General features: G+C 58.8%; 19 protein-coding genes. All 19 read left to right on the forward strand.

The annotated features are described in order from the left end of the window. The first annotated feature begins 11 nt into the window (after positions 1 to 11). The 19 genes from VFQ24_17445 (at position 12) to VFQ24_17535 (ending at position 25,901) form a co-directional block, all read left to right on the forward strand. Positions 12 to 653, forward strand: coding sequence for a UpxY family transcription antiterminator (locus VFQ24_17445; protein HET9180143.1), 642 nt, complete (start codon positions 12 to 14; stop codon positions 651 to 653). A 68-nt stretch (positions 654 to 721) separates the two neighbouring features. Beyond that, entirely contained in the window at positions 722 to 1,843 is a 1,122-nt protein-coding gene (locus VFQ24_17450) for a polysaccharide biosynthesis/export family protein (GenBank protein HET9180144.1), read from the forward strand. Positions 1,844 to 1,883: 40 nt separating this feature from the next. Then, positions 1,884 to 4,325, forward strand: a complete 2,442-nt coding sequence (locus tag VFQ24_17455) for a polysaccharide biosynthesis tyrosine autokinase (protein HET9180145.1) — start codon at positions 1,884 to 1,886, stop codon at positions 4,323 to 4,325. Between the two features lie 260 nt (positions 4,326 to 4,585). Then, positions 4,586 to 5,728: a sugar transferase gene (locus VFQ24_17460; GenBank protein HET9180146.1), complete on the forward strand. Its 1,143-nt coding sequence runs from the start codon at positions 4,586 to 4,588 to the stop codon at positions 5,726 to 5,728. Between the two features lie 189 nt (positions 5,729 to 5,917). Next, positions 5,918 to 6,919: a Gfo/Idh/MocA family oxidoreductase gene (locus tag VFQ24_17465; protein ID HET9180147.1), complete on the forward strand. Its 1,002-nt coding sequence runs from the start codon at positions 5,918 to 5,920 to the stop codon at positions 6,917 to 6,919. Further along, positions 6,916 to 7,419, forward strand: coding sequence for an acyltransferase (locus VFQ24_17470; protein ID HET9180148.1), 504 nt, complete (start codon positions 6,916 to 6,918; stop codon positions 7,417 to 7,419). Before VFQ24_17465 ends, VFQ24_17470 begins: the two co-directional genes overlap by 4 nt. Then, a complete protein-coding gene (locus tag VFQ24_17475; protein HET9180149.1) occupies positions 7,403 to 8,629 on the forward strand; it encodes a DegT/DnrJ/EryC1/StrS family aminotransferase in 1,227 nt (408 codons plus the stop codon). The genes VFQ24_17470 and VFQ24_17475 overlap by 17 nt, the downstream gene beginning before the upstream one ends. Positions 8,630 to 8,863: 234 nt before the next feature. Continuing rightward, positions 8,864 to 9,706 carry a ChbG/HpnK family deacetylase gene (locus VFQ24_17480; GenBank protein ID HET9180150.1) on the forward strand — a complete coding sequence of 281 codons (843 nt, stop codon included), beginning with the start codon at positions 8,864 to 8,866 and terminating at the stop codon, positions 9,704 to 9,706. A gap of 296 nt (positions 9,707 to 10,002) precedes the next feature. Then, positions 10,003 to 10,896, forward strand: a complete 894-nt coding sequence (locus VFQ24_17485) for a hypothetical protein (GenBank protein ID HET9180151.1) — start codon at positions 10,003 to 10,005, stop codon at positions 10,894 to 10,896. 74 nt (positions 10,897 to 10,970) lie between these two features. After that, a complete protein-coding gene (locus VFQ24_17490; protein HET9180152.1) occupies positions 10,971 to 12,794 on the forward strand; it encodes an asparagine synthase-related protein in 1,824 nt (607 codons plus the stop codon). Positions 12,795 to 12,926: 132 nt separating this feature from the next. Further along, positions 12,927 to 14,324 (forward strand): O-antigen ligase family protein, encoded by a 1,398-nt coding sequence (locus tag VFQ24_17495; protein ID HET9180153.1) that lies wholly within the window; start codon positions 12,927 to 12,929, stop codon positions 14,322 to 14,324. Continuing rightward, positions 14,321 to 15,943: a lipopolysaccharide biosynthesis protein gene (locus VFQ24_17500; protein HET9180154.1), complete on the forward strand. Its 1,623-nt coding sequence runs from the start codon at positions 14,321 to 14,323 to the stop codon at positions 15,941 to 15,943. The genes VFQ24_17495 and VFQ24_17500 overlap by 4 nt, the downstream gene beginning before the upstream one ends. 11 nt (positions 15,944 to 15,954) lie before the next feature. Further along, positions 15,955 to 17,211: a glycosyltransferase family 4 protein gene (locus tag VFQ24_17505; protein HET9180155.1), complete on the forward strand. Its 1,257-nt coding sequence runs from the start codon at positions 15,955 to 15,957 to the stop codon at positions 17,209 to 17,211. A 237-nt stretch (positions 17,212 to 17,448) separates the two neighbouring features. Continuing rightward, a complete protein-coding gene (locus tag VFQ24_17510) occupies positions 17,449 to 19,290 on the forward strand; it encodes a hypothetical protein (GenBank protein ID HET9180156.1) in 1,842 nt (613 codons plus the stop codon). Between the two features lie 84 nt (positions 19,291 to 19,374). Beyond that, positions 19,375 to 20,412 (forward strand): GNAT family N-acetyltransferase, encoded by a 1,038-nt coding sequence (locus tag VFQ24_17515; GenBank protein ID HET9180157.1) that lies wholly within the window; start codon positions 19,375 to 19,377, stop codon positions 20,410 to 20,412. 157 nt (positions 20,413 to 20,569) lie between these two features. Further along, positions 20,570 to 22,258 carry a hypothetical protein gene (locus tag VFQ24_17520; protein ID HET9180158.1) on the forward strand — a complete coding sequence of 563 codons (1,689 nt, stop codon included), beginning with the start codon at positions 20,570 to 20,572 and terminating at the stop codon, positions 22,256 to 22,258. Next, positions 22,191 to 23,195 (forward strand): porphobilinogen synthase, encoded by a 1,005-nt coding sequence (hemB, locus tag VFQ24_17525; GenBank protein ID HET9180159.1) that lies wholly within the window; start codon positions 22,191 to 22,193, stop codon positions 23,193 to 23,195. The genes VFQ24_17520 and hemB overlap by 68 nt, the downstream gene beginning before the upstream one ends. Before the next feature lie 229 nt (positions 23,196 to 23,424). Then, complete coding sequence (gene hemA / locus VFQ24_17530; protein HET9180160.1) at positions 23,425 to 24,705, forward strand: glutamyl-tRNA reductase; 1,281 nt, start codon at positions 23,425 to 23,427, stop codon at positions 24,703 to 24,705. Further along, the gene (locus tag VFQ24_17535; protein HET9180161.1) at positions 24,702 to 25,901 is read left to right on the forward strand and encodes a UbiD family decarboxylase; all 1,200 of its coding nucleotides are present in this window, start codon (positions 24,702 to 24,704) and stop codon (positions 25,899 to 25,901) included. Before hemA ends, VFQ24_17535 begins: the two co-directional genes overlap by 4 nt. The last annotated feature ends 115 nt before the right edge of the window (positions 25,902 to 26,016 follow it).

Consider the following 26,016-nt stretch of genomic DNA (forward strand, 5'->3'; position numbering starts at 1 on the left):
AGGATTGGGACATGGCCCTTTGCAACACTCCTTTTGACAGCAGTGCAGTTTCGGCGACGAGCAGCATGTGGTACGCGGTACACACTCGTCATCAGCACGAAAAACTGGTTGCCGATATGCTGGCCAACAAAGGGTTTGAGGTATTTCTCCCTCTTTACTCGGATGTCCGGCAATGGCGGGACCGGACGAAGATGGTGGAATTGCCGCTCTTTTCCTGCTACGTCTTCCTCCGCGGCGATCTTGACCGCAGGCTCCCCATCCTCACTACGCCCGGAGTTCACGGAATGTTGGTGACGGCGGGCAAGCTGGCAGGAATTCCTGAAGAAGAAATCCAGGCGGTGCGGAGCGTGGTCGAGAACCGCGTCAGCGTGGAGCCGCACCCATTTCTCAAATGTGGTGACCTCGTCCGGGTGAAGTATGGAGCGCTGCGAGGCATGGAGGGGTTCCTGGTGCGAAAAAAGGGGCAGACCCGGCTGATTATTTCGGTGGCTCTGCTGGAGAGGTCGGTTGCAGCGGAGGTCGACGCGAGTGCTGTTGAAGCAGTCGCAGGGCCGCAGGCCGGGACGACGGCCCGATTGGCCCCGGCACGGTTGGCCAGAGGTTGGGGATTCGGAAATGCCTTTCCGGAGCCAGCGCACACGGGCTCTTCGTAGCAGTCTGCAGGCCGCAATTGATGATTTCAATATTCAAGGGTTTTTCGATGCGCGAAGGGAGGCAGGATATGTCAAGGATATGGGTGTGCCTCGTGGCCCTCGTGGCTGCGGGGACCCTGAACGCTTCGGCCCAGTCACCCGGCCCTGCCAGCCAGGCGCTCCTAACGTCCGGCATCAGCAATACCAAAATGGAAACCACTGACGACTGGAACCGCCGCCTCGATAGCTTGGTCCATTCGGCCCTCTCCAGCGGTCAGAACAGCCCGTCACCGGGTGATTATCGGATCGGACCGGACGACCAGCTTCAAGTTACCGTATTTGGCGCGCCCGATCTCAGCCAGGCCGTCCGCGTCGCAGCAGACGGTGATATTTCACTGCCGCTGCTGGGGACGATCAAAGCCGCTGGACTGACGCCGCGCGAACTCGAGCTGGTCCTGCAGGCGCTGCTTCGCCGCACCTACATGAAGGACCCCCAGGTGACCGTCACAGTCACTGAAGTGCAAAGCCATAGCGTTTCTGTAATGGGGGCCGTCAAAGCGCCGGGGGTGTTTCAGATTCGCGGGACGAAGACGCTTCTCGAAATGCTCTCCATGGCGCAGGGACTCTCGCCAGACGCTGGAGACGCAGTGCTGGTAATGCGAGGTGCAGGACTTGACGGGGTTTCACGTCCCATGACTACGAATGCCGGGAGAAAAGCGGACTCCACGGGCGCGACTTCGGACGCCCCGCCCTCCGCCGAATCTGCGAAGGCTGGAATGGGGGACACCATTGAGGTCAGCCTTAAGCGCCTGCTTGATTCGGGAGACTCCAAGTACAACGTCGCAGTCTATCCCGGAGACATCGTCAAGGTCAAAGCCGCGGGAATCGTCTATGTCGTTGGCGACGTCATGCGGCCGGGTGGATTCCCCATACAGGCCAACGGACACATTACGGTGTTGCAGGCGATTGCCCTCGGCGAGGGGATCGGCCCCGATGCTGACAAAAAGAAGGCCAAGATCATTCGGATCGCAGAGAATGGACAGCAAATCGAACTGCCTGTCCGTCTGAACGAGATTCTTAGCGGAAAGACGCCCGATCCCGCGCTCCAGCCCAAGGATGTTTTGTATATCCCCAAGAATGGAGCAACGTCGGCCGGCAAGGCGGCACTCAGGACGTTCTCACAATGGATCGTTTGGCGCGCAGTTCCATGAGCGAGACGGTGAATTCCGGGCAGCACTTGGAGACTTTGATATGACCGAAGAGAATAAAATTCAACTCTACAGAGGCGGAGTCTTGTCAAAGGTCCGGAGGCTTTCGGCGACGGTCGTGAACTCAAGCTCGCCAAGCCCCGACGGGGACATTGACCTGAGCTACCTCTTGCGGGTGCTCCGTGACCACTACCGCACAGTCCTGGCTTCCGGCATTTCAGTAATGCTCTTGGCTCTGCTGATTTCGCTCTGCATGACGCCGGTCTATCGCTCTCAAGCGACCATTGAGGTCAAGGAAGCGACACCAGACATCGAGAGTCTGGACCAGTTGCAAAGCCGGAGTGCTGCTCCCAATAACGTCGTCGTGACCGAGGTTGAGACGGAGATCGGGATCCTCAAGAGCGATACTCTGGCCCGGCAGGTCATCAATCAGGTCCTGCTGGCGAAGGACCCCAACCAGAATTCTGCAGATATTTTCCGCAGCATCTGGCATGGGATCGTCCACTGGTATACGGGGTCTGATTCCGACGCTCCCTCCAATCAGGGCACCAGCCCTGCCGCTCAGGCCGGACCGCAGGTTGCTGATGCTGGTTCAGACGCCGCTTCACCCGCGTCTGCAATGGACCCGAAAGCCTACCAGCGCATCGTGGACCATTTTGAAGCTTCGCTTGCAGTTTCACGCATTGGGAGCAGCCGGCTGGTGACGATCACCTATGAGGGCAGCGACCCTCGCCTCACGGCCAGGGTCGTAAATGCCGTGGTCGCCGACTACATGCAGTTGCACGAACGCGCCACTGAGAAGTTCACCAAAATGCTGGCCCAGCAAGTCCAGGAAGCGAAGGACGAATTGGAACAGTCAGAGCAGAAGATGACGCTCTACGCGCGCCAACACGATCTGCTCTATCTGGAGACCAATACGGGCAATACACAGAATATCGTCAGTGAGCGCCTCCGGCAGATTCAGGACCAGTTGACCCAGGCGCAGTCAGACCGCTACCAGAAGGAGTCGCTCTACAACCTTGTGCAGAAGGGAGACTATGGCTCGCTTCCGGGTGTCTTTGACGACAAGCTCCTCGAGATCCTTACGGAGAAGGTGGCGGACCTCAAGACCCAATATGCCCAACTGTCGTCTACGTTCACGGACAGCTATCCCAAAGTCAAGGAACTCAAGAGCCAGCTCGCGGTGGCAGAGCAGACCCTGGCTCGTGAGCGCCAGCGCGCCGCTGGAACGATCACCAACGATTACCTGGCGTCCGTTCGGCGTGAAGCTCTTCTCGCCCATGCGTACCAGGGACAGAAGGATGCTGCCATTTCGGTGGCCGATCGGTCTACGCAATACAACATATTGAAGCGGAACGCGGATTCCGACAATGCGCTTTACGAGAGCATTCTGCAAAAGGTTAAAGAAGCCAGCCTGGTTGCCCGGATCAAATCGAACAATGTGAACGTCGTTGATCGTGCTGTGCCGCAATTCCTGCCCGTCAAGCCAAAAATTGTGTTCAATCTGGCACTGGGCCTCATCCTGGGGCTGGGGCTGGGTCTTGGAATTGCTTTCTTGCGGACGCATTTTGACACTACCTTGAAAACTGTGGAGGAAGTTGACCGCTTCCTGGGTCTGCCGGCCCTGGCGATGATTCCGGCGGTGGATTCGCTTTCCGAACTCGTTGTGGACGGCAACCATGATAACGGCCACGGTCTGGTGCTCCCTGGGATTCTCGATACGACGCAGATGTCAAAGGCCGAGGCTCCCTGGTACCGGATTGATAAACAGATTCAGCAGAAATACTCGCCCTTGGTGGAGGCTTTCCGGACCCTCGGAAGCTCCGTGATGTTGGAAGCCGCTGGACGCAAGAGAGTGCTCCGCAGCATCGTTGTCACCAGCTCCCAGCCAGGCGAGGGGAAAACCACGGTTTCGGTGAACCTGGCGATCGCGCTGGCCCAGCAGGGAAGCCGCGTCATCCTCGTTGACGCTGACCTCCGCCGCCCTGCGGTCCACCGGGCGCTTGGATTCAGGAACCTACGCGGGCTCTCGAGCTACCTTGGAGGAATGAGCGAGTGGGCTCCCTGCATTTTGCCGGGACTCTCGCCTGGACTTGACACCCTGCCTGCCGGGCGCTCGGCCAAGAACCCGATTGCTCTGCTTTCTTCGACGCGAATGAGGATCCTGATCAGTGAGCTGCTTGAGGAATACGACTATCTCGTCGTTGATTCTCCAGCGTTGATGCCTAACCTGATGGACGCCCGCATTCTGGCCGGCCTGGTTGACGGCGCCCTGATGGTGGTTCGAAGCGGCATGGCCCCTCGGGACTATGTCATCAGGGCGCGCAAGCAATTGAACAACATCATCGGTGTGGTCCTGAACAGCATGGATGTGCGGGCCATGGAGGACTACTACGGCTATGACTCCTACGGATATGGCAGCAGCAGCGGAGAAGGCGAGGAAGGTTCCGACCGCACTCCGTATGAGAAGCGCGTAGCCGGATAGGCGATTCGGTTTGGGCCGGCAGGCAAGCCTGCAACCCCATGCAAGGGGTTGCAGCAAGGCCCTCGCGGGTAAAAACAGGGTAAGGACCCAGGGCGCTTTATAGGGCCACAAGCGGTGTGGCTCAGAGGGCGGAGCTACGCGCCAGAGGCGCAAGAGCAATCTTTGAGTTCCAGGTCCACTGCCATCCGTGGCAGCAATCAGCCTGTGCCATTTTCTGCGGGGAGTAGGACGACCCAAGCTCTTTTTCCCAGGTGAGGCTTATGCCACTTCGTGCTATGCGCAATCAATGGAATCCCGGGGGTACGACTCCATCGTTGCCGGAGGTTCTCCCGGTTATCGGCGACGGACCTGTCCCCAGTGAAACACGATTCGGAGAACTTCTTTGCTTAGAGCGGAGAAGGGCGGAGCGGTCGCGAAAGCCTTTCCTGCTGATGCTCCTTGACCTGCGCAAGGTCTTGGTGAACGGCAACAGCGAAAAGGTTGTCGAGAATGTCTGGGCTTCGGCGTGTTCGGCCTCGCGCGAGTCGGACATCCGCGGATGGTATTTGCAGGGTGCTGTTCTCGGCATCATATTCATTGAAGTGAAGGCCGACGGACCCGTGCCGGTCAGCGACATCATCCATGCCAAAGTTGTCGCAGCCCTTTCCAGCCGCCTCGAAATCCATGACGTTGAGCGTATCGACATCCGGATGTACCTGCAGCCGGACAGCGCCTCCAACTGGGAAGATTGGTCGGGACTCTACCGTGACTTGCGTGAAAGGGATTCAGACAAGAAATTGCATCGCATCGTCAAGAGGGGTCTGGATATCATCGGAAGCGCGACAGCTCTCCTGGCGCTTGCCCTTCCCATGGCGGTCATTGCCCTGCTCATCAAGTTGACGTCCAAAGGGCCCATTCTGTTCCGGCAATCGCGGGTGGGTTACCGCGGTGTGCCGTTTACCTTTCTGAAGTTCCGGACCATGCGTCACAGCAATGACGGCGCCGTCCACAAGGAATTCATTCAGAGGTTCATTGCCGGCGAGATGAATTCAGCGGGTCAGGCGCCCGTTTACAAGATCACAGACGATCCCCGTATTACTCCGGTCGGAAAGCTTCTGAGGAAGACCAGTCTGGATGAATTGCCGCAGTTCTGGAATGTGCTGACGGGAGAAATGTCACTGGTGGGACCGCGGCCTCCAATTCCCTACGAGGTTGAATACTACGACATATGGCACAGGCGACGGGTTCTCGAGGTCAAACCCGGCCTGACGGGTTTGTGGCAGGTCAAGGGACGCAGCCGCACGACGTTCAACGAAATGGTTCGGCTTGACTTGCAGTATGCGAAACAATGGTCGGTATGGCTCGACCTGAAGATCCTGTTTGAGACGCCGATCGCCATGATCTCTGGCGACGGAGCTTATTGAAGATAAATCTTTCCAGTCGGCTGAATAAACCTGCAGGTTCCAAACGCACGTGCATCTGGTCCTGGCGTTGATGCAGGCAATGGCAAGCCTGTTTGGTGGCAGGAAGACTGAAGGACCCGCGAAATTGACGGAAGGCTCCCTTGAGTTTTCCCTCGGTTCAGCCGGTTCGGACAAAACGGGGGTGTAAACATGGTTGGCGTTGGAGTAATTGGTTACGGCTATTGGGGACCCAACATTGTCAGGAATTTGCTGACCCTCGCTGGAGCGAAGGTGGTTGGGATTTGCGACAAGAATCCCGCGGCCCTGCGGCGCGCGGCATCAATCAATCACGGCACACGGCTGCTGACGGACCCGCAGGAGCTTGTCAGTTCATCTGACGTAGACGCCGTTGCGGTGATTTCGCCGGTTTGGACGCATTATGCGCTGGCCAAGGCGGCCCTGGAGAATGGGAAGCATGTTTTCGTGGAAAAGCCCTTCACTCGCACGGTAGCTGAGGCTGAGGAACTCATCGAGATTGCTCAGAAGAAAAACCTGAGGATCATGGTGGACCACACGTTCCTGTTTACGGGCGCCGTCCGAAAAATCCGTGAGTTGATCGACCAGGGAACGCTGGGCACTCTTTACTATTACGACTCAATGAGAGTCAACCTGGGGCTGTTCCAGCACGATGTCAACGTCGTCTGGGACCTGGCTCCCCATGACCTCTCCATTCTGGATTACCTGATCAGGAAGAATCCCGATGCGATCATCGCTACGGGTGAGCAGCACCTCAACGGCTTTGAGGATGTTGCTTTTATTACGATCTATTTCCCGGGAAACGTGATCGCGCATGTCAACGTGAACTGGCTTTCACCCGTCAAGATCCGGACCACCCTGATCGGCGGAGAGAAGAGAATGCTGGTATGGAACGATCTGGAGGCGGATGAAAAGATCAAAGTTTACGACAAGGGAGTCGAGATGGGTAACCACGAGGGGGTTTACAACCTGCTTGTGAGCTACCGGTCGGGCGACATGTGGGCGCCCAAGCTTGAGCAGTGTGAGGCCCTTCGCTCGGAGCTGTCTTATTTCATCAACAGTATCGAGAGCGGCGAAACCCCCTTCAATGATGGAGAGGCCGGCCTGAGGGTTGTCAGGATGCTCGAGGCGGCAGAGACGTCGCTGAAAAACAAAGGAAAGGCCGTTTATCTATGAACGACTTTGTCTGTATTTCCCCTGATGTCAAGCTCGGATCGGGCGTCAAGCTTTCCAAATTTGTCAACCTGTACGGCTGTGAGATCGGCGACGAAACCAAAGTCGGCGCCTTTGTCGAAGTCCAGAAGAATGCCAGGATCGGCCGGCGCTGCAAGATTTCGAGCCACACCTTCATTTGTGAAGGCGTAACCATCGAAGACTGCGTGTTTGTCGGGCACGGAGTAACTTTCATCAACGATAGTTACCCACGGGCGGTCAATCCGGATGGAACGCTGCAGACAGAAAACGACTGGAGGGTTGAGCGAACGCTGATTAAGAGGGGCGCATCAATCGGTTCAGGCTCAACAATCCTCGCGAATGTGACGGTCGGCGAAAACGCCATCGTCGGGGCCGGGGCCGTCGTAACCAAAGACGTTCCCGCCAACACCATTGTGGTGGGCAGTCCCGCACGGTTTTTGAGATCAATAGCAATGGGAGGACATAATGGGCACGGCCAATAAGGTACCGTTTCTCGATTTGAATGGTTTGCACGCCGAACTTGAAGAAGAACTCGTGGCGGTTTTCAGACGGGCGCTGAAGGCTTCAGCGTTTGTGGGTGGTCCTGAAGTTGAACAGTTTGAAAACGAATTTGCGCAGTTTTGCGGCGCGGGCCATTGCGTAGGCGTCAACAGCGGCACGGATGCGTTGAGGTTTGCGCTGATCGCTAAGGGTGTCGGCCATGGTGATGCCGTCGTCACGGTACCCAACACCTTTATTGCTACTGCGGAGGCGATTTCGCAGGCAGGAGCGGTCCCCAGATTTGTTGACGTCGATCCACGGACTTACAACATGGATGCTGACCGGTTGCAAGATTATCTGGCGAACAAGTGTTTTGTGGACCGCGCGAGCGGACGGCTGTTTGACTGTGCGACCGGAAACGTGGTGAAGGCCATTATCCCGGTACATCTCTATGGCCAGCCCGCGGACATGGATCCTATTCTTGAGGCGGCAGAAAATTATCATCTGACGGTGATCGAAGATGCGTGCCAGGCCCACGGCGCGCAGTACTTCTCAAGAACCACCAAGCAGTGGAAAAGGGTAGGATCGATGGGGAGTGCCGCAGCATTCAGCTTTTACCCGGGCAAGAACCTGGGCGCCTGCGGTGAGGGCGGAGCTGTAACCACGAATGACTCTGAAGTGGCGCGTAAGGTCCGCATGTTGCGCGACCATGGTCAGCCCAGGAAATATTATCACGATATGGAAGGCTACAACGGCAGGTTGCATTCCATCCAGGCCGGAATCCTGCGCATCAAGCTGAGGCTGCTCTCCGGCTGGAATGAGAAACGCCGCGAGGCCGCCAGCCGCTATTGGGAGCTGATGGGCGACGCCAGTGAAGCGATTGTCATGCCTTATCAGCCGGAATGGGCCAGGGCTGTTTATCACCTCTTCGTCGTACGAGTGCCGGAACGCGATGACGCGATCGACTTCCTCTCCCAGGCGGGCATTGGGACCGGGATCCATTATCCCATTCCCCTGCACGTGCAAAAGGCCTACAGCCGTCTCGGCTATAAGGCCGGCGATTTCCCGGAGGCGGAAAGCGCAGCCGCGGAGATCCTTTCGCTTCCGCTCTTTCCGGGAATCACGATCGAGCAGCAGAAGCTGGTTGCCGCCGAGTTGCGAGAAGTCATCAGCAGGCTGTCCGGCGACGAGGCCCGCGAGGCTGCGGCCTAGAAATGCGCGCCGCTGGGCCAGCCCCATTCCCAATCGGCGGAACGCCTCGACGGCTCCGCCAGGGAAAAGCGTCCGGTCGCCATTCGCGCCAGGCGCTGTCGGGATCGAGTTTCTTCAGGAATTCCGCATCCCGGTGGAATCCCACGGGTAGGGAAGTTTTGCAGCCCGACATGGCCGGTGGAATCTTAAGCTGAAGAGCAGATTTGGGATCACATTTTGCGAGACGGATCGTTGGTGCGCAACCTGACAGCCTTTCCTGTGGCGAGCGAGCCGGTAGCGGACGAGTCGGCGGACCCGCAAGTCCTGCACGGCGCCAGCAGGCTTCTGATCATTAATGCGGACGACTGGGGACGCGACCACCTCACTACCAATCGGACGCTGGAGTGTGTTCTTCGCGGGGCCGTTTCGTCTGTCAGCGCGATGGTCTTTATGCAGGACTCAGAGCGGGCCGCCGGCGTCGCTCGTACCCGAAGGATTGATGCCGGTCTTCACCTTAACCTTACGACTCCATTTTCATCGCCGCGGTGCCCTGACGATCTTGCAGCGCGCCAGGAGAAAGTCGCCGCGTACCTGAGCAGGAACCGTTACGCTCAGGCGATCTTCAATCCCTGGCTTGCTGCATCGTTCGGCTACGTCGTGAAAGCACAGATAGAAGAATATTGTCGCCTCTATGGAACCCAGCCCGAACGGATTGACGGCCACCATCACATGCACCTTTGTGCCAATGTGCTCTGGAGTGGGTTGTTGCCGTATGGCATTACGGTGCGGCGGAGCTTCTCGTTTAAGATCGGCGAGAAGAGCCTATGGAACCGCGGCTACCGGCAGGCGACTGATCGCAGGCTAGCGCGGCGCCACCGTGTCACTGACTTCTTCTTCTCCCTCGCTCCACTCGAACCTCTGGACCGTTTGCAGCGGATCTTCTCGTTGGCTCGCCGGCACGTGGTGGAAGTGGAAACGCATCCGGTGAACGAGGAAGAATATCGCTTCCTGGCGGGCGGTGAGATCTTTCGCCACGCCGGGGACCAGCAGATTGCCTCCCGCTACCTGGCAAGGCTGAACGGGCATGCGAAGGGGTGACTTCCAGATTTTCGTCGCGGGAAAGTGTAAGTTTTACGCGATGCTCCAGAATTGAACGCATTTTCTTTTTTCGCATTTTCCAGAGGCCATAGGAATTTAATAAGTCTTTTATTTTAAGCAATTTATAAATCTGGAATTTTTGAGGCCTCAAAATCCCATACGTCCCACAGATGCCCGAAAACGGGGTTGAAGTAGCCTAGATTGCAAAGCTAGTCAGCGCGGCCGGCGCCCTTGCAGCGCCCCAGACGCCGCGCGGCGCCCCCCAAGGCGCCTCTCAGAAAAGGATTCTTGACCCAATGGAAGTTTGCGGCAAACAGATTGTATTTCGCGGAAGGCTGGTCCGCGTTGCCTACCTTGATGCTGAAGGTTACCAGTTTCTGGACGATCCGGAGGCGGCCCGGACGCTGCTGCTCAAGTCCCGGCCTCGCGCGGACCTGTTAACGTTCATCCAGAGGCTTTCCAGCCGCTCGCCCGTTTACAGTTATCCGATGGAATGGGACAACTTTGCCGTTCTCCCGGTTTCCACCTACGATGAATGGACCGCAAACCAGGTGAATAACAAGACGAGGAACATGATTCGGAAGGCTGAGAGGAAGGGCGTCACGCTACGGGAGATACCGTTTGACGAGGCCCTCATTCGCGGAATTCACGCCATCTACAATGAGTCGCCCATCCGTCAGGGCAGGCGGTTCCGGCATTACGGCAAGGACCTCGACACCGTGCGGAGGATGACGGCGACTTACCTGGACCAGAGCATCTTCATCGGGGCGTTTTTCCAGGATGAGATGATCGGCTTTATAAAGCTTGTGACCGACGAGAACCGGACGCAGGCGGGCCTGATGCATATTGTTTCCATGAGCGAACACCGGGACAAGGCTCCGACGAACGCGGTGATTGCGCAGGCTGTGCGGTCGTGCGCCGAGCGGGGCATCCCCCAACTATGGTACGCAAACTTCTCCTATGGCAGGCGGGAAGGCGACACTCTGGCCGACTTCAAGAAGCACAACGGGTTCCAGAAAGTCGAAGTTCCCAGATACTACGTTCCGCTGACGCTTGTGGGAAGCGCCGCCCTCCGGCTGGGCCTCCATCACAGCCTTCTGGAGCTGGTCCCCGCTCCGGTGGTCGTGCGATACCGCAAGATCCGGAGTCTCTGGTACGCAAGAAAATTTGCCGGCCAGGAAAACGCCTAGACGCGGGCCGCGGGCGGGGAACGCCGGCCCTGCGCAGCCGCATGCGAATTCGAAAGCCAAGGTCAGATACCGTTATGCCTGGAATAGTCGGTTTCATCACCAAAGCGCCGCGCCAAAGTGCCGGGCCGCATCTTCACCGGATGGTCGAGGCCATCAACCACGAGTCCTTTTACTCCACCGGAACCTGGATTGAAGAGTCTCTGGGCGTTTATGTGGGCTGGGCCGTGCAGAAGAATTCCTTTTCTGACGGACAACCTCTGATTAATGAGCGGCAGGACGTTGTTCTGGTGTTTTCGGGTGAAGAGTACCCCGAGCCGGGAACGGCCGGCCGCCTCATCAGCCGCGGACATCAGTTCGATGCCAAAGGCCCTTCCTACCTGGTCCACGTTTATGAAGACGATCCCAAGTTTCCGGCGGGTTTGAACGGCCGGTTCCACGGGCTCTTGATTGACCGGCGGCAGGGGAAGGCGCTGCTCTTCAACGATCGCTATGGAATGCACCGGCTCTATTTCCACGAAGCGCAGGACACCTTCTATTTTGCCGCGGAAGCCAAGGCAATCCTGGCCGTCCGCCCGGAGCTGCGCAAACTCGACCTGCAAGGGGTTGGAGAGTTTATCTCGTGCAGTTGCCCGCTTGACAACCGGACGATGTTCGAGGGCATCAGCCTCGTGCCGGGCGGGGCCGCCTGGGAATTCCGGAACGGGCCAGTTCCTCGAAAGCGCTCGTATTTTGATGTCCGTGAATGGGAAGAGCAGTCTCCTCTGAGCGCCGAGGAATACTATCAGCAACTGCGGGAAGCTTTTACCCGCAACCTGGGCCGCTACTTCAACGGCCGGCAGAAGGTAGGTGTTTCTCTCACTGGCGGCATGGACACGCGGGTGATCATGGCCTGGCGAAAGGCCGAAGCCGGCTCACTGCCCTGCTACACCTACGGCGGAATGTTCCGCGACTGCCGCGACGTGCAGGTGGCGCGGGAGGTGGCGGGCATCTGCCATCAGTCCCACAGCGTGGTGGAAGTGGGCAAGGATTTCCTTTCGCAGTTTCCGCGCTATGCGGAACGCAGCGTTTACCTGAGCGACGGCAGCGTGCACGTCAGCCGCGCCGCAGACCTTTACGTCAGTGAAAAGGTGCGCGACATAGCGCCCGTGCGGATTGCAGGCACTTACGGCAGCGAAGTGCTCACCCAGGCGCCCATGTTCAAGCCCGTTGACCCCATGCCCGGCCTGTTCCAGCCGGAACTGAGCGCCGGCATCGAGCAGGCAAAGGCGACTTATGCGAGGCTTCGCCGGCGGCATCCCGTCACCTTCGCCGCATTTCTGCAGTCGCCCTGGTGGCACTATGGAGTTCTGGCGCTCGAGCAGAGCCAACTGAGCGTCCGTTCGCCTTATCTTGACAATGATTTCGTGCGCGTTGTTTACCGCGGGCCGAAGGCGCTGGACATGACGCGCGACGTCCGCTGGCGGATGATCTCGGACGGTAATCCGGCGCTGGCCCGGGTGCCCAGCGACCGCGGCGTCAATGGTCTCAAAGGGCAGGTGACAACCATGCCCTCGCGCCGCTTCCACGAGTTCACCTTCAAGGCGGAATACGCTTACGACTACGGCATGCCCCAGTGGCTGGCAAAGCTCGATCATATCTTCTCGCCGCTGCACTTCGAGCGGCTTTTCCTTGGCCGGCACAAATTCGCGCACTACCGGGTCTGGTACCGGGACGGCCTCTCGAATTACCTCCGGGAAGTGCTGCTGGACCCGCGCAGCCTTGCCCGGCCCTATGTGAAAAAGAAAGCGCTGGAAGCCGTGGTCGACGGCCACCTCAAGGGAAACCGCAACTATACGCTTGAGCTGCACAGACTGCTGAGTCTGGAGCTTCTGCACCGCCAGTTTATTGACGTGCACTAGCAGCCGGTTTTGTTGCTTTGCGACACCCGCAAAGCATGGAAATGGCCCCTCACCCGCCCTTCTTCGTCGGTGGTCCCGCCTTGCGGGATAGCGAGCCAGGTGAGGGGTATTTATGGGAATTTTATGAGTTCCATGGCCACACTTGCTGTCGGGTTTGGGATTCTGGCGCTTTTCGCGCTTTACTGGGACCCCAAGTCGCGGACCTCGCCGGCCCTTTGGATTCCCACGGCCTGGATCCTGCTGGCAGGGTCGCGGATGGTCTCCCTGTGGTTCGAGAATCCCACCGACGAAATGATGCGGACCGCGAGCCAGGCTGGGGAAGGCAGCCCGCTCGACCGCCTGGTCCTTACCGGCCTGCTGATGCTGGGGATCATCGTGCTGATGTGCCGGGTGCACCGGGTGGCGCGGCTGCTGAAAATGAACTGGCCCCTGCTGGCCTTTTTCGGTTACTGCGCTCTCAGCGCCTTCTGGTCCGCCACTCCCGACCTGGCCCTGAAGAGATGGTTCAAAGCGATTGGCGACGTGGTGATGGTCGTCATTATTCTCACAGACCGGAACCGGACAGAAGCGATCAAGCGAATCATCACGCGGGTGGCCTTTATCCTGATGCCGCTCTCCGTGCTGCTGATCGAATTCTATCCCAGCATCGGGCGCGCCTACGACCTTGAAGACGGGTATGTCACCAACATCGGCGTCACCACCAACAAGAACATGCTGGGGGTCATCTGCCTGGTTGCCGGGCTTGGCTGCGTGTGGCTGTTCATCAAGGCGATGCGCGACAGCCGGCGAAGGAACCGCCAACTGCTGGCGCTCGGGGCGGCCCTGGCAGTCATCGCGTGGCTTTTTGCGGTAACCAATTCCATCACCCCGCTGTTCTGCTTTGTGACGGGAGCGATGCTGATTGTGATGGTGAACCTGCCCGGCACCCGCAAGCCGTCCAACGTGCACATCGCGGTTGCGGCAATGCTTTTCGCGGCCTGCCTGGTTTTCGTTTTTCCGGAAATATTCACGTCCATCATTCACCTGTTTGGACGCAACTCGACGCTGACCGGCAGGACCGATCTCTGGAAGGCCCTGACGGGCATGGATACCCACCCCTGGCTTGGCGCCGGATTCGAGAGTTTCTGGCTGGGGAACCGGCTGGAACAGCTTTGGAGCATTTTCTCCTGGCAGCCTAACGAGGCGCACAACGGTTATCTGGAAGTTTACCTCAACCTGGGATGGGTGGGAGTGCTGCTGCTCGCCAATCTGCTGGTGACGGGTTACCGGCACCTGATTGAGGTCTATCGGCGCGACCCGATGGCCGGCAGCCTCAGGCTGGCCTATTTTTCCGCCGCTGCCGCCTACAACCTGGCGGAAGCAGGCTTCAGGATGCTCGATCCCATGTGGATTTTTCTTCTGCTTGCCATCATGGCGGTGCCCGACACTACCACTCGTGAGGTATGGGAACTTCCGCTCGATGAATCACAGGTGCTGGTTCCCGTGGGCTATCCGGATGACGATGAACAGGTTTTTGCGAGGAGCTATTGAGGCCCTTCGACGCGCAGGGAATGTTCCATCCCGTGGCCGGCGGCCACGACGAACTGCGGCGCCTTGCCGTGCGCGGCGCCGGGGCCTCGATTTCTGCCCAGGGCCTGTCTCTGGGTGTCCAGGTGGTGGCCACCGTGGTGCTGGCCCGCCTGCTGGCACCAGCGGACTTCGGCATCGTGGCGATGGTCACCACCTTCAGCCTGCTGGTGATGAATTTCGGGCTGAACGGTTTCACCGAAGCGGTTGTCCAGACCGAGGAGATCAACCGGGCGCTGGCCAGCAATCTGTTCTGGATCAATCTGGGCGCCAGCCTTCTGCTGACCCTCGCGTTTGCGGGCGCAGGCTCGCTGCTGGCGTGGTTTTACGGCGACCCGCGCGTAACGGCCGTCAGCATCGGAGTTTCACTCACCATTTTTATTACCGGCGCCTCGGTGCTGCACCTGGCGCTGCTGAAGCGGGCCATGGAATTTCCGGCGATTGCCGTCCTCAACATTGCGGCCCGCGGCGTTTCAGTCGCCCTATCGATCGTGCTTGCCTGGATGGGGTGGGGATATTGGGCGCTGGTGGCCGGGACCGTGGCCCTGCCGCTCAGCACCACGGTTGGCGCATTTTTTCTTTGCCCGTGGGCGCCCGGGCTTCCGCGCCGCGCCGCCGGGACGGCCAGGCTGGTGCGCTACGCCATCAACGTTTACGGCCATTTCACCGTGAATTATTTCGCCCGCAACATGGACAACGTGCTGGTGGGATGGCGCTTCGGAGCGGGGCCGCTCGGCTTCTACAAGAAGGCTTATGACCTTTTCGCGCTCTCTTCCAACCAACTCGTCTCACCGCTGGCCGTGGTTGCCGTCGCGGCCTTGAGCCGGTTGAAGGACGACGTGCTGCAATACCGGCGGTACTTCCTGAGGTCGCTGGCGCTGCTGGCTTTTGTGGGAATGGGAATTGGCGCGGACCTCTGCCTGGTGGGCAAAGACCTCATCCGCGTGGTGCTGGGGCCGGGATGGGACGAAGCGGGCCAGATCTTTGTCTACTTCGGGCCGGGCATTGGCGTGATGCTGCTCTATTACACGCATGGCTGGATGCATCTTTCGATTGGAACGGCGAACCGCTGGTTTCGCTGGGGCTTGATCGAGTTTGGCGTCACCGCCCTGCTGTTTGTCCTCGGGCTCCGGTGGGGGCCGGTTGGAATTGCGATGGCGTGGACGGCCTCATTCTGGATCCTGATGCTCCCCTCGTTCTGGTATGCGGGCAAGCCCATCGGCTTCGGAATCAGGCCCGTGCTGGAAACCATCTGGCGGTACATCGCCGCCTCGGTGCTGGCGGGCTGCGCCTCCGGCTGGCTGGCGTGGCATTTCCATCCTTTCGGCACGGCTGAGGGCATTGGCGACGCGCTGGCGCGGATGACGACGGTTTCTCTTCTGTTCGGCGCTCTTTATCTCATGGCGGTGGTGGCCCTGTTCCGAAGCTTCGAGCCTCTGTATCAGTTGCTCAAGCTTTTGCCCGACCTGCTTCCTTCGCGCCGCTCTCCGAAGCCGGCTGCCGCTACCGCTTCCAGCGGGCTCCGCGAGGGTGGGGTGCTCAGGCCCGCCGGCGAAGAAATTCCAGAATTGAGCGGGAGGTAATAGAAGTGCGTATGTCAGTTCTGAAGGCCGCGCCAGATCGTAAGATAGAAAGCCCCGGCAGCCCCAGCCAGGCGGCCGGGCTTCGAACCAAACCAGTGGAGGCGGCCCTTCTTACCGGCGGCACCGACAGGCACTACGCCTATGGTCTGGCCATGTCGCTGGCCTCCTCGGGAGTATGCCTCGACGTGGTCGGCGGCGCCGACATTGACGGCCCGGAAATGCGCTCGACCTCCGGGTTGACCTATCTGAGCCTGCGGAAAGGATGGCCCCCCGGCGCCCGGCTGCCGGAGAAAATCGCGAGTTTGGCGGCTTATTACATCCGCCTGATCGCCTACGCCTGGACGGCGCGGCCAAAGATATTCCATATTTTGTGGAATAACAGGTTCGAACTCATCGATCGAACTCTGCTGATGCTTTATTACAAGTCTCTGGGGAAGAAGATTGCGTTCACGGCGCACAACGTTAATGCGGGCCGGAGAGACTCGAATGATTCGCTGCTCAACCGGCTCACCCTGCGGGTGCAATACCGCCTTGCCGACAAAATTTTTGTCCACACGGCGAGAATGAAGCACGAATTGATCGAAAGCTTTGGCGTGCGCGAACAGGCGGTAACCGTGATACCTTATGGGATCAATAATGCCGTCCCTTGCACAAGTCTCACCCCTGCCGAAGCAAAAGAGCAACTGGGAATCAGCAAGGATGAAAAAACAATCCTGTTCTTTGGAAATCTGCGGGCCTCCAAAGGGCTCGAGTTTCTGGTTCGCGCCTTCCAGAGAATCTCGAGCATCGACGCGCGCTACCGGCTGATCATCGCCGGCCGCCGGTTGAAAGGATATGAAGAATACTGGGCGCAGATCGAACCTGAAATCAGTTCTCTGGTCCGCCGGGGGCGGATCACGCTCAAGGCCGACTTCATCCCGGATGAAGAAGTGGAGTTGTATTTCAAAGCAGCGGACGTCCTGGCTCTTCCTTATACAGAAATTTTTCAAAGCGGCGTGCTCTTCCTGGGATTAAGTTTCGGCGTCCCCGTCATTGCGACGGACGTGGGATCGCTCAGGGAGGAGATCGTCGAAGGGCGAACGGGATACGTCTGCAAACCACGAGACGCGGTTGACCTGGCCAGGGCAATCGAGACTTATTTTGAGAGTAAGCTGTTCAAAAACCTGGATAGCCGGCGAAACGAAATACAGGATTATGCGAACGCTTCCCACTCGTGGGACTCGGTAGCGGAAATCACTCATCGGGCATATTCAAGCCTCGCAGGATAAAGCCCAGTTCGGGACCCCTTGAAACGACGTTTACGATCGAGGAAGCATTGACGGAACAAGCGGATGGCTACCCTGGCTTGCCGCCGGGAGCAGCCGAATATCCCTGACCTTTTTCTGGCCGCCTGTCCAGTAGATTGGATAGCTTGCGCGTCCATATACTGTTCATGCTGCGGGAACATCTGCGAAGACTCGCATTACGCGGGTGCCCCGGTAATTAACAGAAGAGGCATAGGGAAAATGGACCGTAAACTGTCCGTATTATTTTTTGTCATCGCGATTGGGTTTCCCGTTTATGTACGAGCTCAGAGCGCAAGCGGGATTATCGCACCCAGCAGAATGATCAACTGGAGCAACGCCGGCGTCGACGGAGGCATTCAGAATCGCACTTCCGTTTGCGCCACACTGAGCCCCGGCGCCAGCCCTTCCGAAATCAACAGCGCCATCGCCTCCTGCGCAAGCAATGGAGTGGTTTATTTGAACGCCGGCACTTATAACCTGTCTGCAGGGATAGATTTTGGGGGTCAAAGTAACGTGACCCTTCGCGGCGCCGGTTCCGACAAAACCTTTCTCGTGTTCACGGGCGATACCGGATGCAACGGACTTGGCGCTGACATCTGTATTTCCGGCAGCAATAGCTGGCAGGGTGGGCCGCAAAATGCCGCCAGTTGGACCGCCGGATACTCCCAGGGAACAACGCAAATCACCCTGAGCAACACCAGCAACCTTCATCCCGGCTCGAGCGTTATCGTCCTGGATCAAGCGGATGACTCTTCCGATAATGGGAATCTATTTGTGTGCAGCGCCCAGGGCGTGTGCTCGACGGAGGGACCGGGAGGAGCCGGCCGTTCCAACCGCTCCCAGCAGCAGCTCGTAACGGTTACGGCGGTCAGCGGAAGTACGGTGACGATCTCCCCTGGACTCTATATGCCGAACTGGCGGGGGTCACAGAGCCCGGGAGCGTGGTGGGCGAGCCAGATCGCCTCGGGAGACGGCATCGAGGACCTTTCCATGGACCACACGAATAGCAACGACACGGCCGGGATCGGGTTCAACAATGCCTCTAATTCCTGGGTCAGCAACGTCAGATCGATTACTCCCAACCGGAACCACGTCTGGATGTACATCGCAAGCCACATTTCGATTCAGAACAGTTATTTCTACGGAACGAAGAACGGCTCAACCGAAAGCTACGGTGTCGAGGCCTATCAATCTTCCGATTGTCTGGTCGAAAATAACATTTTCCAGCACATCGCGAGTCCGCTGCTTCCCACCGGACCGGATGCCGGAAACGTCTATGCGTATAACTATACGATTGACGACTATTACCCCGTGTCTTCCAATTGGATGATGGATGGATATCAGCCCCATGGCGCGGGTGAAAACATGACTCTGTTTGAGGGCAATACGGTTGATGGAGTTCGATCCGATGCCATTCACGGCACCCGTGATTTTCTCACACTGTTCAGAAATCGTATTCTGGGATGGCAGTCCGGCTCATCGAATAACACAAAGGTAATCGGCATCGAATCGTTTAGCCGCTATTTCAACGTCATCGGCAACGTGCTCGGGAATCCGGGGAGTCACACCCAGTACCAGGACCTCGCTCCGAGCGGCTCCAATCCCAATCAAACCATCTATGTATTGGGATGGGGAGGCAATGATGGAACGTCAGCAAATATCCCCAACGATCCTCTGGTTGCCGCTACCCTGATGCGCTGGGGCAATTATGACGTCGCCACCGGCAACGTGCACTGGGACACGTCAGAAGTGCCGAGCAGCATTTCGCAGTTTGCCAGCGCCGTGCCCACCAGCCAGTCGCTGCCCGACTCCTTTTTCCTGTCGGGGAAGCCGGGCTGGTGGTCAACTCCCTGGGGATCTCCTCCTTGGCCTGCCATCGGCCCTGATGTAACGGGCGGCCCTGGCCCGGGCGGGCACGCGTATGCCATTCCCGCCGAGCTTTGTTACAACAACACTTCGAAGGGCACCAACGGAGTGCTGAATTTCAGCGCCAAAAGTTGCTACTCGGCGAGTTCCGCGGCGCCCACAGCGCCCGTCAACCTCGGCGCAGTCGCTCACTGATGTTTTCGCAATATTAGGTCATGGCGCTGCTGAATGCTCTGAAGATTTGGGGCATTCGGCGGCGCCGCTCGCAACCAGCCTCGAATGATTTACCAGATCAATCCTATTCAAGACCGGCGATGGGAAACCCTTGTCGAGAGGCATCCGTATTCCTCGATCTTCCACCGATCGGAATGGCTGGAAGCCCTTCGGCGGACGTACGGTTATACGCCGGTGGTCTATACCACCTCGGCGCCACACGAAGAATTGAGGAACAGCCTGACGTTCTGCGGTGTAAGGAGCTGGCTGACGGGCAAACGGCTGGTTTCGCTTCCATTCTCCGACCACTGTGATCCTCTGCTGGACGAGGACGGCATGGCTCCTGCTCTGCTGGATGAGTTGTCGCGAGAGCAGAAGAGCGGCAAATTCAGCCAGGTTGAATTTCGCCCGCGCCGTGATTTTCCGGGTCTCCGTTCCGGACGGGAGCCGGGCGAGAGCTACTGCTTTCACGCCATTGATCTGGCGCGGGATGAGAAGGCCATCTACTCAGGCTTTCACAAAGACTGCGTTCAACGAAAGATCAAGCGGGCTGACAAGGAAGGGCTGAAGTACGTGGAAGGCCGGTCAATCCCGGTGCTGAGGCTGTTCTACGACCTGTTTGTGCAGTCGCGGCAGCGGCAGCGGGTCCCTCCCCAGCCGTTCCGATGGTTTCAGAACCTGGCCGAGTGCCTGGGCCCGGCGATGCAGGTGCGGGTGGCGCTGCAGGGTGAACAGGTGGCGGCAGGGATCATCACACTTCAACATCAGAAAACCATGGTCTACAAGTACGGATGTTCCGACACCCGGCTTAACAATCTGGGCGGGATGCCGTGGCTTTTCTGGAAAGCCATCCGGGAGGCCAGGGACCGCGGGCTTACCGAACTCGACCTTGGCCGCTCGGGCTGGGACAACGAAGGGCTCATCGCCTTCAAAGACCGGCTCGGCGGAAAGCGAGTTCTGCTGAACTACTGGAAATTTCCGCAGCCGGCATCGCGCCCTGGCATTCTGGGGTTGCTAAAGCGGCCGGCCGGATGGGTCCTGGGGCATACGCCGCAGCCGGTCTTTATCGCCGCAGGGCGTGTTTTGTATCGGCATTTTGGCTGATCGTTTCTCATAAATTCTCTCACCAGGCTTTTTGGTTCCCATTCAAATCTTCCCGAATCAATTGGCTGGCAATGTCGCCGGCCCGCCGAAATCTTTTGTGAATTACCTCAAGCGGCGGGAACAAGCCCAGGCCGGAGTTCCAGCGGCAGGAGTAAGAATGCGAAAGTACATCCGATTCATCGACGGGTTCAGAAGGTTCCATAAGGTCCGCATGGGACCCGAGGAGGCGATCGCGCTTGCGCGAACGTCCCTTCAGCAACGGGTTGCAGCGCGTGAAGAGAATTTCCTGAAATTCATTGAGAAGGGGATTTTCCGGTATCCCGCCAGCCCTTACCGGCACTTGCTGGGACCGAGGAAGATCACCTTTGACGACCTTCGCGCTTGGGTCGGAAGAGACGGACTTGAAGCGGCCCTTCGCCGGCTCGAAGCGGAAGGCGTTTACTTCACCGTCGATGAATTCAAGGGCCGAGTGCCGGTCCGCCGCAACGGGGTCTCGTTCCAATGCAATGAAAGGATGTTTGACAACCCGTTTGTCGCGGAGTCTTACGAAGTGCGGAGCGGCGCAACCCGCAGCGCCGGCACGAGGGTCCGGATTGACTTTGACTACCTTCACCAGCGGTCGCTTTACGACGCCCTTTTGCTGGACGTTCATGGCTGCCTGACGGCCCCGGTGGCCAACTGGTTTCCGGTTTTTCCCGGCGCGCCCGGCATCAATTCCAGCCTGAGGTATGCGCACATCGGGAACCCAGTCCGGAAATGGTTTTCGCAGGTTGATGAAGACAAGTTACAGCTGAGCTGGGAACGGAGCTGGGGCAAGAAGATGATTTACCTGCTCAGCCGCATCTACGGAAACCCGCTGGCCCCTGCCGTCTATGTTGACCTTCATCACGCCGAGACAGTGGCACGATGGGCGTCACGCATGCTCGAGGAACATCCGCGCTGCGTTGTCTATACGTTTGCGGCCTCGGCGGCGCGGATTTGCATGGCAGCCTCCGACTTGAACTTGAACCTCAAGGGCGCCAGGTTCCTCGTCACGGGCGAGCCTCTCACACCGCACAAGAAGAAGGAAATCGAGGCCATGGGGGCGCATGCGGTGCCAGTTTACGGAATTTCAGAAGCCGGCGTGATTGCCGCGGGATGCAACGAATCGTATCAGGCAAGCGATCACTGCCATCTCTACGAGGACACCACGGCCATCATTCCTCACCAGTGCCGCGTTCCGTACTCGGACTCGACGGTGGACTCGTATCTTTTCACCAACATCCTCTATGAGTCGCCGAAGATGCTGCTGAACGTGGATATGGGAGACTACGGGGACGTTGACACCGGGCCGTGCGCCTGTGGATTTGGCCAGCTCGGCTTCAGGACGCACCTGTCGAACATCCGAAGCTATGAAAAGCTTACGGGAGAGGGAGTGACGTTCGTCAACACGGATTTCGTATGGATCATCGAAAGCAAACTGCCCGAAGCTTTTGGCGGGAAGAGCACGGACTACCAGTTAGTTGAGGGCGAAAACCAAAACGGAATCCCCCATCTGCGCCTGCTGATCAGCCCCCGCGTCGGAACCATCAATGAAAGCGAGGTGGTAAAGACTTTCCTTCGGTTTCTGCGGCACGCCGAGGACCGTCTCTGGGCGCAGTCCGGCACCCAGATGTGGTCTCAGTCTGGAATGATTCGGGTGACTCGTCAAATTCCAATGCCTACGGCGAGTGGAAAAATCCTGCCTTTCTATTCTCTAAAACCTGCACAGAAGACGCACAACGCAACAGGAGGAGTGTATGGCATTTCCAGCAACCAGAATGAGGAGACTCCGGCAGAACGGGACGTTCAGGCGGCTCGTTCGTGAAGCGACGCTGGCGGTCGACGATCTGCTTCAGCCGTTTTTCGTGGTGCCAGGCCACGGAATCAAGCAGGAGATCAGTTCGCTGCCGGGAAACTATCATCTCTCCATCGATTGCCTGGTGGAGGAAGCCCGGAGAGCGCAGGCCCTGGGCGTGCCCGCGCTTCTGCTCTTCGGCGTTCCCGACGCGGCCGATAAGGACCTGAACGCCACCGGGGCATACTCTCCCCGTGGCATTGTCCAGGAAGCTGTCAGGGCCGTGAAGCGGAGCGTTCCGGACATCCTGGTGACCACCGACGTGTGCCTGTGCGAATACACGCCGCACAGCCACTGCGGAATTCTTGAGAACGGCTATCTGGTGAACGACAAGTCGCTGGAACTGCTGGCCAAAACGGCCGTTTCGCATGCCGAGGCGGGTTCGGACATGGTTGCGCCCGCCGCCATGCTCGATGGCCAGATCGGCGCCATGCGCCAGGCCCTCGATGCCAACGGCTTCGAGAATCTGCCCATCATGGCCTATTCGGCAAAGTTTGCGTCCAAGCTCTACGACCCGTTCTTCAAAGAGGGAACGCAATCCGCGCTGGCCAAAGGCGACAAGAAGACGCACCAGATGCCCGTCTTCAACTCCAACGAAGCCATGCGTGAAATCGCCCTGGACATCGAGGAAGGCGCGGACATCATTATGGTGAAGCCGGCGCTCTTTTATCTCGACGTTGTTTATCGCGCCAAGCAGCAGTTCCAGATGCCGCTGGCCGTTTACAACGTGAGCGGCGAGTGCGCCATGATCGACGCCGCAGCGCGGATGGGACGCCTCGACCGGAACAGGATCATGTTCGAGGCCCTGGCCTGCATGAAGCGCGCCGGCGCCGACGTCATCATCACCTACGCTGCCGTGCAGGTGGCGCAATGCCTGAATGGCAGGCAGCTTTGCATCGCCGCTTAATGAGGATTGCATAATCGAGTGAAGGACTTCCGTAGCGCCGGCCCCGCCAAGCGGGACCGGCCCTGAAAATTGCCGCCGGGACGGCGGCGCTACAATCGAGCTTGTGTCTGACCGGCCCCGCCGGATGCTGCGCGGCGCTCCACACTCTCAGCCCAACAAGGATTTACCGCAGGACCCTTTGGGACCGGGGTGAAGATTCAGGTCCAAAAACCGGGAGGGCAATTCTGAGATGGAAATTGTCGTCGTTGGACTCAATCACAAAACAGCTAGCGTCCAATTGCGCGAGCGAATGTCCTTTAACCAGGAACAGGCGTGCGAAGTCTCGTCGCAAATCCTGTCACGCGGATTGCTGAACGAGACCCTCGTGCTTTCCACCTGCAATCGCACGGAAGTGTATGGCGTTCCCAGCCGATGGACCGGGAGCCGGACCGACCTGTTGGAAAGCTTCCTGATGGACTACCGCAAGCTGCCGCCTGGCGAGGTGAAAGGCGCCCTTTACCGGCACACCGACCGGGCTGCCGTGCGGCACATCTATCGCGTTGCTTCAGGTCTGGACTCGATGATGCTGGGGGAATCTGAAATTCTGGGTCAGGTGCGCTCGGCCTACGCCAGCGCCCACGAGCTGGGCGCCACGGGCCGCGTCCTCAACCGCCTGTTCCAGTCCGCTATCGAAGTGGGCAGGCGCGTTCGCACCGGTACGGGGATTGGCGTGCATCCCATGTCGGTGGCGTTTGCCGGAGTGAAGCTTGCCGAGAAAACGCTGTCGTCGCTCAAGGACCGGCGAGCCATGATTCTGGGGGCCGGTATCACCAGCGAAAAGGTCCTTCGGCACCTGTGCGACCGCGGAATGCAGCAGATACGAGTCCTGAATCGCAGGGCCGAACGCGCCGAGGTCCTGGTGGCCCGTTATGGAGGCGAGGTGGCGCCATGGGAGGACCTCCAGCAGAACCTGTCCTGGCCGGACCTGGTGGTGGCATCCGTAGCCAGTTCTGCGCCCGTGCTGACGCTGGAAATCCTCGAACAGGCCATGGCCAGACGGAAGCACCGGCCGCTGATGCTGATGGACCTGGGCGTCCCGCGCAACGTCGCGCCCGAGGTCGCCGGCCTGAAGAATGTTTCCCTCTACAACATCGACGACCTCAAAGAGATGGTTTTGCTGAACCTGAAGGCCCGTGAGCAGGAGATTCCGCGCGCTGAGGCGATTGTGGATGAGCAGATTGAAAATTTCACGCGCTGGCAGGCCGGGGTATCAGCGTGTTCCATTGTGCGGGACCTTCGCGCCGGCCCGCAAATTGACCGCGAAACATTCCTGCGGAAGCATCTGGACGCGATGTCTCATTACTCTGACCAGGAACGGGCTTATGTGATGGAACTGTTGAAGAAGTTTCTCGGCGGCGCCACTCCCGAAGATGGCGGCAATGGGCACGCAGACCTCGAGATGTGGAGCAAGGTCCGGGCGTTGAGCGCCTTCTGTACCCATTTTGATCAAGAGCTTCCGAGGCGAGGATGATGACAGTAATCTCCGCAGGCGCGAAACTTCCGGAGGCCGCAATCGACTCGGGCGCTGGCGCCCTGATGCCGCCCTTGCACGAGGTAAAGCCGGGCCGGCAGATGAATCTTCGCGCCTTTATCGACGTTCTGTCGGCGCGGGGCGAGTTGAAGCGCATCGACGACCCCGTCGATTGGCAGATTGAACTCGGAGACATTACCAGGAGCCATCAGCAGCCGCTGCTCTTCGAAAACATCAAGGGCTATCCGGGCATGCGCGTGTTCGCCAACGGGCTGAGCAATCCTTCGTCCCTCGCGCTGGCGCTCGGGCTCCAGCCGGAGAAACCCTGGAAAGAGATACTTGTTGAGGCACGGCGCAGAGCTGCAGCCCCTGTGAAGCCGGTGATGGTCGCGAGCGGGCCGGTGCTGGAAAACGTGATGGAGGGACCTGAGGTCAACCTGTTCGAATTTCCGGTACCCCAGTGGAGCCGATATGACGCCGGCCGATACATTGGGACCTGGCACGCGAATGTGACCCGCGACCCTGAAACCGGCCGCCGGAACCTCGGCGTCTACCGGATGCAGCTTCTCGGGCGCCATCAGACCACCGTCAGCACATCTTCCGCAAGCCATCTGGGCCGCCACTTTGCCAAAGCTGAGAAGCGTGGACAGTCGCTCGAAATGGCGGTTGTGATCGGCGCCCCTGAGGCGGTGGTCATGGCTGCCGGTTCCGGCTATCCGTCCGGCGGCGATGAGTACGAACTGGCCGGAGGATTCAGCGGCAGCGGAGTTCCGCTGGTCAGGTGCAGGACGGTAAATCTTGAAGTGCCGGCGGAAGCGGAAATCGTGCTCGAAGGTCTCATCCGGCCGGGAGCGCGGGTACACGATGGCCCCTACTTTGACTATGCCGGGGCGTCGACAGAAAATCCCGGCGCCTACCTGTTTGATGTGACGTGCGTGACGTTTCGCAGCCAGCCCATCTTTCGCGGAGCAGCAGTGGGACACCCTGCCGCCGAAGACCAGCAACTTTTTGCGCTGCTGGCGGACCTGGGACTTTTTGACTTTCACGATTCGCGCCCGCGGCACTGGGTCCAGACCGAACTGATCCAGTGGAGGCTTTTCAGCTTGTTTCAATCGGCCGGAAGGGCGCACGCGCCGTCATTCCTGCGCAGCATGTTGAAGCGCGTAAGACATCAGGGTCCATCGCAACTGATTTAACTTGATTTGGCAGATACGCACATCCCCGATCGGGGAGTGCAAATCGCACCGAGGCCGCGCACAGCGGCTGGATAATGGGAGGGACAACGAGACCATGGCAACAACCAATGCAAGA

The sequence above is a fragment of the Terriglobia bacterium genome, from assembly GCA_035712365.1.
Taxonomy (GTDB): domain Bacteria; phylum Acidobacteriota; class Terriglobia; order UBA7540; family UBA7540; genus SCRD01.

Excerpts from the sequence above, each read along its gene's own strand:
- VFQ24_17485 (HET9180151.1), top strand. The coding sequence starts at position 10,003 with ATGGAAGTTTGCGGCAAACAGATTGTATTTCGCGGAAGGCTGGTCCGC.
- VFQ24_17470 (HET9180148.1), top strand. The coding sequence starts at position 6,916 with ATGAACGACTTTGTCTGTATTTCCCCTGATGTCAAGCTCGGATCGGGC.
- VFQ24_17495 (HET9180153.1), top strand. The coding sequence starts at position 12,927 with ATGGCCACACTTGCTGTCGGGTTTGGGATTCTGGCGCTTTTCGCGCTT.
- VFQ24_17475 (HET9180149.1), top strand. The coding sequence starts at position 7,403 with ATGGGCACGGCCAATAAGGTACCGTTTCTCGATTTGAATGGTTTGCAC.
- VFQ24_17515 (HET9180157.1), top strand. The coding sequence starts at position 19,375 with ATGATTTACCAGATCAATCCTATTCAAGACCGGCGATGGGAAACCCTT.
- VFQ24_17465 (HET9180147.1), top strand. The coding sequence starts at position 5,918 with ATGGTTGGCGTTGGAGTAATTGGTTACGGCTATTGGGGACCCAACATT.
- VFQ24_17455 (HET9180145.1), top strand. The coding sequence starts at position 1,884 with ATGACCGAAGAGAATAAAATTCAACTCTACAGAGGCGGAGTCTTGTCA.
- hemB (HET9180159.1), top strand. The coding sequence starts at position 22,191 with ATGGCATTTCCAGCAACCAGAATGAGGAGACTCCGGCAGAACGGGACG.
- VFQ24_17520 (HET9180158.1), top strand. The coding sequence starts at position 20,570 with ATGCGAAAGTACATCCGATTCATCGACGGGTTCAGAAGGTTCCATAAG.
- VFQ24_17445 (HET9180143.1), top strand. The coding sequence starts at position 12 with ATGGCCCTTTGCAACACTCCTTTTGACAGCAGTGCAGTTTCGGCGACG.
- VFQ24_17510 (HET9180156.1), top strand. The coding sequence starts at position 17,449 with ATGGACCGTAAACTGTCCGTATTATTTTTTGTCATCGCGATTGGGTTT.
- hemA (HET9180160.1), top strand. The coding sequence starts at position 23,425 with ATGGAAATTGTCGTCGTTGGACTCAATCACAAAACAGCTAGCGTCCAA.
- VFQ24_17460 (HET9180146.1), top strand. The coding sequence starts at position 4,586 with ATGCCACTTCGTGCTATGCGCAATCAATGGAATCCCGGGGGTACGACT.
- VFQ24_17450 (HET9180144.1), top strand. The coding sequence starts at position 722 with ATGTCAAGGATATGGGTGTGCCTCGTGGCCCTCGTGGCTGCGGGGACC.
- VFQ24_17535 (HET9180161.1), top strand. The coding sequence starts at position 24,702 with ATGATGACAGTAATCTCCGCAGGCGCGAAACTTCCGGAGGCCGCAATC.
- VFQ24_17505 (HET9180155.1), top strand. The coding sequence starts at position 15,955 with ATGTCAGTTCTGAAGGCCGCGCCAGATCGTAAGATAGAAAGCCCCGGC.
- VFQ24_17490 (HET9180152.1), top strand. The coding sequence starts at position 10,971 with ATGCCTGGAATAGTCGGTTTCATCACCAAAGCGCCGCGCCAAAGTGCC.